Below are 12,297 nucleotides of genomic sequence, written 5' to 3'. Positions count from 1 at the left end.
TACAACGTCGCCGCCGGTCACGGAGGTCCGGCCTTGTAACCCACTCCTCGAACGGTCAACACTACGGTCGGGTTTTCAGGGTCTTTCTCAACCTTGGCGCGCAGACGCTGGACGTGCACGTTCACCAGGCGGGTATCCGCCGGGTGACGATAGCCCCACACCTGTTCGAGCAGCACATCACGAGTAAACACCTGCCGCGGTTTGCGCGCCAACGCCACCAGCAAGTCGAACTCCAGCGGTGTCAGGGAAATCTGCTCGCCGTTGCGCGTAACCTTGTGCGCCGGCACGTCGATCTCGACGTCGGCGATGGACAGCATCTCGGCGGGCTCGTCGTCGTTGCGCCGAAGCCGCGCCCGCACCCGGGCCACCAGCTCCTTCGGCTTGAACGGCTTCATGATGTAGTCGTCGGCACCCGACTCGAGGCCCAGGACCACGTCGACGGTGTCGGTCTTGGCGGTCAGCATCACGATCGGCACGCCGGAGTCGGCGCGCAACACCCGGCACACGTCGATGCCGTTCATGCCGGGCAGCATCAGGTCCAGCAGCACCAAATCGGGGCGCAGTTCGCGCACCGCAGTCAGGGCCTGGGTACCGTCACCGATGACCGCAGTGTCGAAACCCTCACCCCGCAACACGATGGTCAACATCTCGGCGAGCGAAGCGTCGTCATCGACGACGAGAATCCTTTGCCTCATGGAGTCCATGGTGTCACCAGATCGGGACAAAATTGGGGCGCCACACGGGCGTTTCTTGGCCCGATGGCCAATTTTGGATGCAAATTCCGTTAAATTCGCTGATTCGGCCGCCCCGGGCGCGTCAGTCCCGCGCCGCCGCGGCGCCCTCGGCGCCGGTCAACACGGCGGCCAGCCGCCCCGGATCGACGTCCGCGTCGACGCTCAGCCAGCGACCGCCCCAGCCCGACGCGGCCAGCTCGGCGTAGACCGCGGCGGTGCGCTGCTGTAGCCCGTCGTCGCGTTCGTAGCTGTCGCGCGCGCGGTCCGGATCGGCCTCGGCCCGGCTGCGGGCGCGCCGCCCGGCCAGCTCGGCCGGCACCGCGAGCAGCACCTGCCAGTCGGGCGCGGGCAGTCCGAGCCGCCCGTACTCCAGCGCGTGTATCCATTCCACGGCCGGCCCGCCCGCGTCCTGGTTCAGACGGGCGGCCGTGTAGGCCGCGTTGGATGCGACGTAGCGGTCCATGATCACCACGTCGTGCTCGCGGCGCAGCGCCTCGATGTCATCGACCGCCCCGGCACGGTCCAGCGCGAAGAGTGTCGCCATCGCGTAGGCCGAGGACGCGAGGTCGCCGTGTTCGCCGTGCAGGGCCTCGGCCGCGATGTCGGCGGTCACCGATCGTCCGTATCGCGGGAAGGCCAGCATGGCCACCGACTTGCCGTCCGCCTGAAAAAGGTTGCGAAGCTTGTCCGTCAGCGTCCGCTTGCCGGCGCCGTCAATGCCTTCTATCGCGATCAGCACGGCGCGAGCCTATCGCCGCCGAGTGCCACGCTGGCGCGACACTCGGCGGTCGGGCGGCTCAGTAGCGGTAGTGGTCGGCCTTGTAGGGGCCGTCGACGTCGACACCGATGTACTCGGCCTGCTCCTTGGTGAGCTTGGTCAGCTCGCCGCCGAGCGCCTCGACGTGGATGCGCGCCACCTTCTCGTCCAGGTGCTTGGGCAGCCGGTAGACCTCGTTGTCGTACTCGTCGTTCTTGGTCCACAGCTCGATCTGCGCGATGACCTGGTTGGAGAAGCTGTTGCTCATCACGAACGACGGGTGGCCGGTGGCGTTACCCAGGTTCAGCAGCCGACCCTCGGACAGCAGGATGATCGACTTGCCGGTGTCCGGGAACGTCCACAGGTCGACCTGCGGGCGGATGTTGACCTTGGTGGCGCCGGACTTCTCCAGCCGGGCGACCTGGATTTCGTTGTCGAAGTGGCCGATGTTGCCCAGGATCGCCTTGTCCTTCATCGCCTTCATGTGCTCGAGGGTGATGATGTCCTTGTTGCCGGTGGTGGTGATGATGATGTCGGCCTCGCCGATCACGTCCTCCACCCGCTTGACGTCGAACCCCTCCATCAGCGCCTGCAGGGCGTTGATCGGGTCGATCTCGGTGACGGTCACCCGCGCGCCCTGGCCGGCCACCGACTCGGCGGAGCCCTTACCGACGTCGCCGTAGCCGCAGATCAGCACCTTCTTGCCGCCGATCAGCACGTCGGTGCCGCGGTTGATGCCGTCGATCAGCGAGTGCCGGCAGCCGTACTTGTTGTCGAACTTGCTCTTGGTGACCGAGTCGTTGACGTTGATCGCCGGGAACGCCAGATCGCCGGCGGCGGCGAACTGGTAGAGGCGCAGCACGCCGGTGGTGGTCTCCTCGGAGACGCCCTTGATCGACGCCGCGATCTTGGTCCACTTGTCCTTGTCGGTCTCGAACCGCTTGCGCAACAGGTTGAGGAACACCCGGTGCTCGGCCGAGTCGTCTTCCTCGTCCGGCGGCACAACGCCGGCCTTCTCGTACTGCGCGCCGCGCAGCACCAGCATGGTGGCATCGCCCCCGTCGTCCAGGATCATGTTGGCCGGCTCGTCGGGCCAGGTCAGAACCTGCTCGGCCGCCCACCAGTACTCCTCGAGCGTCTCGCCCTTCCACGCGTACACCGGGACCCCCTTGGGCTCCTCCGGGGTGCCGTGTGGGCCGACGACCACCGCGGCCGCGGCGTGGTCCTGGGTGGAGAAGATGTTGCAGGACGCCCAGCGGACCTCGGCGCCCAGCGCGACGAGGGTCTCGATCAGCACCGCGGTCTGCACGGTCATGTGCAGCGAACCCGAGATGCGCGCGCCCTTGAGCGGCTGCACGTCGTGGTACTCGCGGCGCAGCGACATCAGACCCGGCATCTCCTGCTCCGAGAGCTCGATGTCCCGGCGACCGTAATCCGCCAACGACAGATCGGCGACCTTGAAATCGATGCCGTTTCGAACGTCGGGGGTGAGTGCGTTTTCGGTCGTCGTCATAACGTGTTTCTTCCTTCTTCGGCTCGCTCGGATCCAAGCGGTAATTAGCTTAGGTATGTTCTTGCGCCACTGTAGTCGCGGGTCGGTCCGCACCTCGGTTCAGGGAAGGGCTCAGGGAACGTTGATGACGCCGTGACGCTCCGCGAAAGGCGTCATCAACCGGGCCAGATCGGCCGCCACATCGTGGTCCGCCTCCGGCGGCATCGACACGTAGCTCAGCGCCAGCCGCACGATGGCCCGCGCCAGCACCCCGGCGTCCTCGTCGCTGGTGGCCACCCAGCTGTGGGTCAGCGCCGTGGTCAGCCGCTCGGAGGCGCGGTTGATGATGGGGGCGCTGTCGGTGGTGATGATCTGCAGCAGGTCCGGCTTGGCCACACCGGTGAGCAGCGAGATCACCAGCGGGTCCGCCGACAGCTCGGTGAACAGGTCGCGGAAGCCCTGCAGGAACGCCTCAAAAATGTTGCCGACGTTGGCTTCCAGCGCGGCGTTGACGGCGTCGACCAGCCGGTCGGCCAGCCGCAGGCCATACCCCTGCGCCAGGCCCTGCCGGGAGCCGAACTCGTTGTAGATAGTCTGCCGGCTGATGCCCGCGGCGCGGGCCACGTCCGACAGGGTGATCGCCGACCAGTCGCGGGTCAGCAGCAGATCCCGCATCGCATCCAGCACCGAGTCACGCAGCAGGGCACGCGACGCCTCGGCGTAGGGCATCCGCTTCACAGGCGCGACAATAGCGGCTTTCACCGCGGCGTTGGCTGCGATCATCAGCGCCGCTCCTCCTCATCGCTACGCTCTGCATCGTCGCCGGCGGTCACGAACGGGCGATCTCCACCATCTCGAAGTCGGTCTTGGCCGCACCGCAATCCGGGCAGCTCCAATCCTCGGGGATGTCGTCCCACCGGGTCCCGGGAGCGATGCCGTCCTCCGGCCAGCCCTTGGCCTCGTCGTACTCGAATCCGCACTGCACGCAGACGAAGAGCTTGTAGTCCTCACTCATCGGTTCACTCCTTCTCGGATCTCGATGAAATCGGCCTTCTCGAGCACCGCGCAATCGGGGCAGCACCAGTCTTCGGGGAGGTCGGCGAAGGGCGTGCCCGCGGGAAACCCTTCCCGCGGTGCGCCTTTCGCTTCGTCGTAGGTGTAGTCGCAGCCGGGGCAGCGATACGCGCTCATGCCGCACCCGCCTGCGGGGCCCCGTAGCGCGCCAGCAGCTTCTCCCGCAGCCGGGGTTGCACGTTGACCCGGGTGATGTCGCCGTCGTAGTGCGCCAGCACGCGGTGATCCATCACCTTGCGCCACAACGGCGGGAAGTAGGTGAGCGAGATCATCGACGCGTAGCCGCTGGGCAGGTTGGGGGCGCCCGCCATGCTGCGCAGCGTCTGGTAGCGCCGGGTCGGGTTGGCGTGGTGATCGCTGTGCCGTTGCAGGTGGTAGAGGAACAGGTTGGTCACCACGTGGTCGGAGTTCCAGCTGTGCTCCGGCGTGCAGCGCTCATAGCGGCCGCTCGAATTCTTCTGCCGCAGCAGGCCGTAGTGCTCCAGGTAGTTGACCGATTCCAGCAGGCTGAAGCCGAAGACCGCCTGGATGATCACGAATCCGATCAGTGCCGGGCCGAAGATCGCGATCAGCGCCCCCCACAGCACTACCGACATCAGCCAGGCGTTGAGGACGTCGTTGGACGCGTACGTCTTGGGATGCCACGGGCTGGCGCCCTGCCGGCGAATCCGTTGCGCCTCCAGCCGCAGCGACGAGCGCAGGCTACCGAACACGCTGCGCGGCAAGAACTCCCAGAACGTCTCGCCGAAGCGCGCCGACGCCGGGTCCTCCGGGGTGGCGACCCGCACGTGGTGGCCGCGGTTGTGCTCGATGTAGAAGTGCCCGTAGCAGGTCTGCGCCAGGGTGATCTTGGACAGCCAGCGCTCCAGCGAGTCCTTCTTGTGGCCCATCTCGTGGGCGGTGTTGATGCCTACGCCACCGAGCACGCCGACCGACAGCGCCAGGCCCAGCTTGCCCGCCCAGCTGAGCGCGCCGTCGAAGCCGAGCCAGCCCAGGTTCGAGGCGGTGAACAGATAGGCGCCGACGATGACGCTGAGGTATTGGAACGGGATGTAGACGTAGGTGCAGTAGCGGTAGTACTTGTCGTTCTCCAGCCGCTCCATGACCCCGTCGGGCGGGTTCTGCCCGTCGGGCCCGAAACGCATGTCGAGGATCGGCAGCAGGACCCAGAGCAGGATCGGCCCGATCCACAGCGGCACCTGCGCGGCGGCGTGCCAGCCCAGCCGGTTCAGGCCCCACATCAGCGGCAGCATCACGAACAACGCCGTCGGGGCGATCAGCCCCATCAGCCATAGGCGGCGCTTCTTGTCCCGCCAGGTGAGCGGCTCGGATTCCTGGCTCAGTCGCGGTTCGAATGTGGTCATATGCCAAACCTCCTTGTGAGTCACACCACGTTGAGGTTGGACAATACCGACGCTCGCGTCTTCTGTCTAGACAAAAGACGCTGATTTGTAAAGCAGAGGGCTAGGGCACCGGACTGGGCGAGTCGCCCTCGAGCGCGTCGCTGGGCTCGGTCTCCCCCTCCCCCCGCCGGCCCTGCACCGAGTGCCAGTAGCCGTAGCCGGCGTAGATCGCCGTGCCGACCACCAACCACACCCCGAACCGGACCCAGGTGAGCGCGGTGAGGTTGAGCATCAGCCACAGGCAAGCGGCAATCGAGGCGATCGGGAGTACCGGCACCCACGGCGCCTTGAACCCGCGCTCCAGGTCCGGCCGGGTCCGGCGCAGCACCATCACGCCGGCCGACACCAGGACGAAGGCGAACAGGGTTCCGACGTTCACCATCTCCTCCAGCTTGGTGATGGGGAACACCGATGCCGTCACGGCAACCACCACGGCGACCAGCACGGTGATCCGCACCGGGGTCCCATGCGAGCCCGTCTTGGCCAGCGACCGCGGCAACAGGCCGTCGCGCGCCATCGCGAACAGGACCCGGCACTGGCCGAGCATCAGCACCATCACCACGGTGGTCAGCCCCGCCAGCGCGCCGATGGAGATGATCTTGCTCGCCCAGTGGATGCCGTTAGCGGTGAAGGCGGTGGCCAGGTTCGCCTGCCCGTGCCCCCGAACCGTTTTGAGCTGGGTGTAGGGCACCATGCCGGACAGCACGATGGCGACGGCGACGTAGAGCAGGGTGACGATGCCCAGCGACGCCAGGATTCCCCGCGGCACGTCGCGCTGCGGATTCTTGGTCTCCTCGGCCATGGTGGCGACGATGTCGAACCCGATGAACGCGAAGAACACGATGGACGCCCCCGCCAGCACGCCGTACCAGCCGTAGTGACTGCTGTGCGCTCCGGTCAGCAACGACAGGACGGACTGGTCGATGCCCTTGGCCTCGCCACCGGCTTCGGCCTCCGGGATGAACGGCGAGTAATTGGCGCGCTTGATGTAGAAGGCGCCGACCACCACCACGAAGAGCACGACCGACACCTTGATCGCGGTGACCACGGCGGAGAACCGCGACGACAGTTTGGTGCCCAGCGCGATCAGGGTCGCGACCCCCCCGACGATCACCAGCGCCCCCCAGTCCACCTGGATCCCGCCGAATCTGGCCGTGCCGCCGGCGAATCCGAACACCGTGCCCAGGTAACTCGACCAGCCCTTGGCCACCACGGCGGCACCGATCGCCAATTCCAGCAGCAGGTTCCAGCCGATGATCCAGGCCAGGAACTCGCCGAAGGTGGCGTAGGAGAAGGTGTAGGCGCTACCGGCCACCGGCAGCATCGAGGCGAACTCGGCGTAGCACAGCGCGGCCAGCGCGCAGGTGCCCGCCGCGATCACGAACGACACCCAGATGGCCGGGCCGGTGATGTCGCCGGTCGTCGACGCGGTGACCGTGAAGATGCCGGCGCCGATCACCACCGCGACGCCGAAAACGACCAGGTCCTTCCAGGTCAGGTCCTTGCGCAGCTTGGTGTCCGGCTCGTCGGTATCGGCGATTGATTGCTCGATCGACTTGGTCCGCCATCGATTGGCCATGCATTCGCCCTTCCCCAACGCTGGGAGTCATTGGTCCGTCACAGTACTGGGTACTCTCCGCCAATGCCGGACAGCACAGCAACGGCCAGGGATCACGCCGTCGTCATCGGGGGAAGCATCGCGGGCCTTTGCGCGGCGCGGGTGCTCTCGGATGCGTATTCGCGGGTGACGGTGTACGAGCGCGACGAGTTGCCGGCCGAACCGGCGAACCGGGCGACGGTGCCCCAGGACCGGCACCTGCACATGCTGATGGCGCGCGGAGCGATGGAATTCGAAGACCTGTTTCCCGGCCTGCTGGACGACATGGTGGCCGCCGGAGTGCCCAAACTGGAGAATCGGCCCGACTGCATCCACCTGGGCGCGGCGGGCCACGTGCTGGGCACCGGGCACACACTGCGCGACGAGTTCACCGCCTATGTGCCCAGCCGCCCGCATTTGGAATGGCAATTGCGCACCCGGGTCCGCGACATCGACAACGTCACCGTGGCGCGGCGCTCGGTGGCCGAGCCGCGCTTCGACCGGGCGCGACAACGGGTGACCGGTGTGCTGCTGGATCCGGCCGACCCTGACGGCGACGACAAGGAGTTCGTGGCCGCGGACCTGGTCGTCGACGCGGCGGGCCGGGGCACCCGGCTGCCGGTGTGGTTGACCCAATGGGGATTTCCGCGTCCGGTCGAACAAGAAATGGACATCGGCATCCATTACGCCACCCAGCAATTCCGCATCCCCGACGGGCTGATCGCGGAGAAGGTGGTGGTCGCCGGCGCCTCCCACGACGATTCCCTGGGGCTGGGCATGCTGTGCTACGAGGACGGCACCTGGGTCCTGACCACGTTCGGAGTGGCAAACGCCAAACCGCCGAAGACCTTTCCCGAGATGCTGGCACTGGCGCAACGGCTGCTTCCGGAGCACTTCAATGCCGCGCTGACACGCGCCGAACCGGTGGGCGATCCGGCGTTTCACGCCTTCCCGGCCAGCAAATGGCGGCGCTACGACAAGCTGGAGCGCCTCCCGGCCGGCATCCTCGCCTTCGGCGACGCGGTGGCCAGCTTCAACCCGACCTTCGGGCAGGGCATGACGATGACCTCGCTGCAGGCCGGGCATCTGCGCTGCGCGTTGCAACTGCCCGACGATCAAGTTGCCGCCGCGCTGAACCGGGCCACCGCCAAGAGCACCTACCCGGTCTGGACAATGAACGCGATCGGCGACGTCACGTTCCACCATGCCGGCACCAATGGGCCGATCCCCTGGTGGTGGCGGCCCTCAGGCGCGCTGTTCGACCAATTCCTGGGCGCCGCCGAGACCGATCGCGTGCTGGCGGAATGGTTCCTGCGGCGCTTCTCCCTGCTGGACAGCCTCTATATGGTTCCGCCGCCGCGGATCATTGGGCGCACGATGGCGCACAACCTGCGGCTGTGGCTGCGCGAGCGGCGCGAGTCGCGGCGCGCCGGCGACGAACGGGCCGTCACAACCCAACCGTCGCCCTGAACAACTTGGTGGACTCGTGCGCGACCAGCCGGATCGGGGCGTCGTCGGCCGCCACCCAGGCGGCCATCCCCCGCTTCAGCGTCAGCGAGCCGGACTTGCCGTACACCGTCGTGCAACCCTGGCTGCACAACAGGATCTGCGGCCCGTCGTGGCTGCACGTCGCGTCCACCTCGTGGCCGACGTACTCCTCGTCGAGCTCCAGCAGCGCGACGGCGAACTCGTCGGTCGGTGTCTGATAGATCAGTCCGAAGCCCTCGCGACGGATCGGCGGCCGCAGCTGCTCCTCGGTGGTGGGCGCGAAGTCCAGCACCCGCAGCAGTTCCGGCACGTCGACGTGCTTGGGGGTCAGGCCGCCGCGTAACACGTTGTCGGAGTTGGCCATCACCTCCACCGCGAAACCACGCAGGTAGGTGTGCAGGTTGCCGGCGGTGACGAAGATCGCCTCGCCGGGCGCCAGGCTGACCCGGTTGAGCAGCAGGGCCGCCAGCACACCCGCATCACCGGGATAGCGTTCGCCGAGCTCGAGCACCGTCTTCGCCTCGGCGGCGAATTCGGTTGCGCCCGAACTGAGGTACGCGATGGCGCCGTCCAGCACGGCGGTCACCAGGACGTCGATGTCGGGCTGCGGGGCGGTGATCCAGGTGGTGAACAGCGCGCGCAGACCGTCGGCGTCGGACTGGTCGTTCAGCAGATCGATGTAGGGATCGAGGTCGGAAACGGCCAGGGCCCGCAACAACTCGACGGTGCGCGAAGCCTGACGAAATCCGGCCAGCGCCTCGAACGGGTGCAGCGCGACCAGCAGCTCGGGCTTGTGCGACATGTCGCGGTAGTTGCGCACCGGCGAGTTCAGCGGGATGCCGACCCGCTCCTCGCGCAGGTAACCCTCGGCCGCCTGCGCGGCGCTCGGGTGGGCCTGCAGGGACAGCGGCTCGTCGGCGGCCAACACCTTGACCAGGAACGGCAGCATGTCGCCGAAGCGGGCCCGTGACACCGGCCCGAGCTGCCCCTCCGGATCGTCACCCAGCGCCTCGAGCAACGTGATTTCGCCATTGCCCGTCTCCAGCCACGCCGGATCCCCGGGATGCGCCCCGAACCAGAGCTCGGCCTCGGGGTGCGCCGCCGGCACCGGACGCTCGGTGAATTCGGCAATGGCGGTACGCGAACCCCAGGCGTACGTTCTCAACGCCCCGCGAAGCAGTTCCACTGTTGTATCTATCCCCGCACCAGTCGCAAATAAACCGCGGCCATCTCCAACCGGACGGCCAATACTGCCAGTTGCTGCTCGGAGCTCCCGGGACCCCCCAGCGCCGGAGAAACGCCGTAGCCGGCCGAGCCGCCGGGCCCGTCGGGCACATCCTCGGCAGCGAGCAGGTACACGTTGTCCAGCCCGGCGGTCCGGGCGGCCACACCCGCCTGCTCGGCCGCCAGGACGATGGTCAGCACCCGCAACCGCTCCGGCAGCGGCCCGTCGATCTCTTGGTCGTGAAACAGGGCGGCGTCGGGATCCTCGAAGCCGTCCGAGGCCGCGGCGTGCAGCGCGACCAGCGCGTCCGCCAGCCCGGTGGCCGGCGTCACCTGGTTCGCAACCCGCAACAGCACCGAGCTGCCGTGCCGGGCCAGCGCCAGCGTCGCGGCACCGTCGCCGGCCAGCGCCACCTGACGCTCGGCGACCCGCGCGGCCAGCAGCTTGGCGGGGTTGGTGAACAGCTCGCGGGTGGCGCTGTTGCGCAATGCCTCGGCGTCCAGCTCGTCGGCGAGCAACCCCAGGTCGACCTTGGGTCGCGGGTCCACGGCATGCAGCACGGCCAGCCCGGCGGCCAGGTACCGGCACAGGCCGAACTCGTCGGGAACCGACAGCCGGGGCGCCAGCACCGCGGCGCGCCCGGCGGTGGCGTCCCTCAGCGGGCCCTCGTACGGCGCCGCCACCACCACCCGGGCGCCCCGGCGCAACCCGGTCGCGGCGGCGGCGCCCAGTGCGGGATCACCCGGTTCGCCGCCCGCGACGACCAGCACGTCGAGCGGGCCCACCCATGGCGGTGCCTCGTCGGCGAGAGTGAAGGGCTGCGAGGCGGTCCCACCCATGGTCGCGGCCAGCATCGTCCCGGCGGTCTCGGCGGTACCGCGCCCGGCCACCCAGACGACGCTGCGCGGACGGTCGTCGGCGCGCAGCGGGTCCAGCGCACCCTCGTCGACCGCGGCGGCGACCGCACGAACCTGGGCACCGGCCGACGAGGCGGCCCGCAGCAGGCCGTCGCGGTCGGCGCCCAGCAGGCCCTCGGTGTCCTCGAGATCGATCGCCCGGGTGGCGTTCACGGGGCGGCCTTCACGCCCGAGGTAATCGTGGCGATTTCGGCACTGATCTGGGCGACCACCGCGGCCACGTCCTCGGCCGTGCGGCATTCCACGTTCAGCCGCAGCAACGGCTCGGTATTGGAGCTGCGCAGGTTGAACCAGCTGCCGTCGCCCAGGTCGGCCGTCACCCCGTCCACGTGGTCGAGGGAATGGATCCTGGTGCCGAACGACTTCAGCACCGCCTCGGTGCACTGCCCGGCGTCGGAAACCGTGAAGTTGATTTCGCCGGACGATTCGTAGCGCTGGTAGTCCGCGGTCAGCTCCGACAGCGGGCGGTCCTGCTCGCCGAGGGCGGCCAGCACGTACAGCGCGGCCAGCATCCCGGAGTCGGCGCCCCAGAAGTCGCGGAAGTAGTAGTGCGCCGAATGCTCACCGCCGAAGATCGCGCCGGTGTCGGCCATCAGCGTCTTGATATAGGAGTGCCCCACCCGGGACCGCAACGGAGTGCCGCCGCGCTCGGCGACCAGTTCGGGCACCGCGCGCGAGGTGATCACATTGTGGATGATCGTCGCGCCGATCTCGCGGCCCAGCTCGCGGGCGGCCACCAGGCTGGTCACCGTCGACGGCGACACCGGGTTGCCGCGTTCGTCGACCACGAAGCAGCGGTCCGCGTCGCCGTCGAAGGCCAGCCCGATGTCGGCGCGGGTCTCGCGCACATAGGCCTGCAGGTCCGCCAGGTTGGCGGGGTCGAGCGGGTTGGCCTCGTGATTGGGAAACGAGCCGTCGAGCTCGAAGTACAACGGCTCCAACGTGATCGAGCCGATCGGACCGAGCACGGCGGGCGTGGTCAGCCCCGCCATGCCGTTGCCGGCGTCGACGGCCACCCGCAGCGGGCGCAGCCCGGAGGTGTTCACCAGCGACCGCAGGAACTGCCCGTAGTCGGCCAGCACGTCGCGATCGCTCACGGCGCCGGGTTCGCCGTCATAACCCTCGACGCCGGCGATCACGTCCTCGGCGACGACGCGCAGCCCGGTCTCGGCGCCGACCGGTTTGGCCCCCGCCCGGCACAGCTTGATGCCGTTGTAGGCCGCCGGGTTGTGGCTCGCGGTGAACATGGCGCCGGGGCAGTCCAGCTGCCCGGAGGCGAAGTAGAGCTGGTCGGTGGACGCCAGGCCGATGCGCACCACATCCAGTCCCTGGCTGGTGACCCCGGCCGCGAACGCGGCGGCCAGCGTGGGCGAACTGTCCCGCATGTCGTGGCCGATGACGACCTGGCGGGCGCCCTCGCCGCGCATCAGGTTGGCGAAGGCCGCGCCGAGATCGGTGACCAACGGCTGGTCGAGCTCTTCGCCGACTAGCCCACGCACGTCGTAAGCCTTGACGACACGGTGGACAGTCGCGGCGGGCCGGGACATGCGGGACTCCTGACGACGTGAACTCTTGGCCGTCAGCCTATCGGGCCAAGGAGAACTGGAGCC

The 12,297-nt window shown here is 68.3% G+C and carries 12 protein-coding genes; 1 reads left to right on the top strand and 11 read right to left on the bottom strand.

Going from position 1 to position 12,297, the window contains the following annotated elements:
- Window positions 1-17 precede the first annotated feature (17 nt).
- The 8 genes from mtrA to ACZYVJ_RS20345 form a co-directional block, all read right to left on the bottom strand.
- Window positions 18-704, bottom strand: coding sequence for a two-component system response regulator MtrA (gene mtrA, locus ACZYVJ_RS20380; protein ID WP_007168097.1), 687 nt, complete (start codon window positions 702-704; stop codon window positions 18-20).
- Window positions 705-816: 112 nt separating this feature from the next.
- Entirely contained in the window at window positions 817-1,473 is a 657-nt protein-coding gene (locus tag ACZYVJ_RS20375; RefSeq protein ID WP_463832694.1) for a dTMP kinase, read from the bottom strand.
- Between the two features lie 58 nt (window positions 1,474-1,531).
- Window positions 1,532-3,004 (bottom strand): adenosylhomocysteinase, encoded by a 1,473-nt coding sequence (ahcY, locus tag ACZYVJ_RS20370; RefSeq protein WP_463832693.1) that lies wholly within the window; start codon window positions 3,002-3,004, stop codon window positions 1,532-1,534.
- A gap of 111 nt (window positions 3,005-3,115) precedes the next feature.
- Entirely contained in the window at window positions 3,116-3,766 is a 651-nt protein-coding gene (gene alkX / locus ACZYVJ_RS20365; RefSeq protein WP_463832692.1) for a TetR family transcriptional regulator AlkX, read from the bottom strand.
- 46 nt (window positions 3,767-3,812) lie between these two features.
- Window positions 3,813-3,998: a rubredoxin gene (locus ACZYVJ_RS20360; RefSeq protein ID WP_463832691.1), complete on the bottom strand. Its 186-nt coding sequence runs from the start codon at window positions 3,996-3,998 to the stop codon at window positions 3,813-3,815.
- Window positions 3,995-4,174: a rubredoxin gene (locus ACZYVJ_RS20355; protein ID WP_463832689.1), complete on the bottom strand. Its 180-nt coding sequence runs from the start codon at window positions 4,172-4,174 to the stop codon at window positions 3,995-3,997. The genes ACZYVJ_RS20360 and ACZYVJ_RS20355 overlap by 4 nt, the downstream gene beginning before the upstream one ends.
- On the bottom strand, window positions 4,171-5,421 hold the full coding sequence (locus tag ACZYVJ_RS20350; RefSeq protein ID WP_463832688.1) for an alkane 1-monooxygenase: 1,251 nt from the start codon (window positions 5,419-5,421) through the stop codon (window positions 4,171-4,173). Before ACZYVJ_RS20350 ends, ACZYVJ_RS20355 begins: the two co-directional genes overlap by 4 nt.
- Window positions 5,422-5,521: 100 nt before the next feature.
- Window positions 5,522-7,039 (bottom strand): amino acid permease, encoded by a 1,518-nt coding sequence (locus tag ACZYVJ_RS20345; RefSeq protein ID WP_463832687.1) that lies wholly within the window; start codon window positions 7,037-7,039, stop codon window positions 5,522-5,524.
- 63 nt (window positions 7,040-7,102) lie between these two features.
- On the opposite strand from ACZYVJ_RS20345, the gene ACZYVJ_RS20340 reads away from it, so the two are divergent.
- Entirely contained in the window at window positions 7,103-8,527 is a 1,425-nt protein-coding gene (locus tag ACZYVJ_RS20340) for an FAD-dependent oxidoreductase (RefSeq protein WP_463832686.1), read from the top strand.
- Here ACZYVJ_RS20340 and manA read toward each other — a convergent pair.
- The 3 genes from manA to ACZYVJ_RS20325 are packed head-to-tail and all read right to left on the bottom strand — an operon-like array spanning window position 8,505 to window position 12,234.
- Complete coding sequence (gene manA / locus ACZYVJ_RS20335) at window positions 8,505-9,731, bottom strand: mannose-6-phosphate isomerase, class I (protein WP_463832685.1); 1,227 nt, start codon at window positions 9,729-9,731, stop codon at window positions 8,505-8,507. The genes ACZYVJ_RS20340 and manA overlap by 23 nt on opposite strands.
- 8 nt (window positions 9,732-9,739) lie before the next feature.
- On the bottom strand, window positions 9,740-10,840 hold the full coding sequence (locus ACZYVJ_RS20330; RefSeq protein ID WP_463832684.1) for a TobH protein: 1,101 nt from the start codon (window positions 10,838-10,840) through the stop codon (window positions 9,740-9,742).
- On the bottom strand, window positions 10,837-12,234 hold the full coding sequence (locus ACZYVJ_RS20325) for a phosphomannomutase/phosphoglucomutase (RefSeq protein ID WP_463832683.1): 1,398 nt from the start codon (window positions 12,232-12,234) through the stop codon (window positions 10,837-10,839). The genes ACZYVJ_RS20330 and ACZYVJ_RS20325 overlap by 4 nt, the downstream gene beginning before the upstream one ends.
- Between the last annotated feature and the right edge of the window lie 63 nt (window positions 12,235-12,297).

The sequence above is a fragment of the Mycobacterium sp. IDUB_3 genome (assembly GCF_055419585.1).
The sequence above is the reverse complement of the archived record's forward strand: the minus strand, read 5'-3'. Positions and strand labels throughout refer to the sequence as shown.

What these genes read in the sequence shown, in the direction of transcription:
- ACZYVJ_RS20325 (WP_463832683.1), bottom strand. Translation starts at nt 12,234, where the DNA reads ATGTCCCGGCCCGCCGCGACTGTCCACCGTGTCGTCAAGGCTTACGAC.
- ACZYVJ_RS20340 (WP_463832686.1), top strand. Translation starts at nt 7,103, where the DNA reads ATGCCGGACAGCACAGCAACGGCCAGGGATCACGCCGTCGTCATCGGG.
- ACZYVJ_RS20360 (WP_463832691.1), bottom strand. Translation starts at nt 3,998, where the DNA reads ATGAGTGAGGACTACAAGCTCTTCGTCTGCGTGCAGTGCGGATTCGAG.
- ahcY (WP_463832693.1), bottom strand. Translation starts at nt 3,004, where the DNA reads ATGACGACGACCGAAAACGCACTCACCCCCGACGTTCGAAACGGCATC.
- ACZYVJ_RS20350 (WP_463832688.1), bottom strand. Translation starts at nt 5,421, where the DNA reads ATGACCACATTCGAACCGCGACTGAGCCAGGAATCCGAGCCGCTCACC.
- mtrA (WP_007168097.1), bottom strand. Translation starts at nt 704, where the DNA reads ATGGACTCCATGAGGCAAAGGATTCTCGTCGTCGATGACGACGCTTCG.
- alkX (WP_463832692.1), bottom strand. Translation starts at nt 3,766, where the DNA reads ATGATCGCAGCCAACGCCGCGGTGAAAGCCGCTATTGTCGCGCCTGTG.
- ACZYVJ_RS20345 (WP_463832687.1), bottom strand. Translation starts at nt 7,039, where the DNA reads ATGGCCAATCGATGGCGGACCAAGTCGATCGAGCAATCAATCGCCGAT.
- ACZYVJ_RS20355 (WP_463832689.1), bottom strand. Translation starts at nt 4,174, where the DNA reads ATGAGCGCGTATCGCTGCCCCGGCTGCGACTACACCTACGACGAAGCG.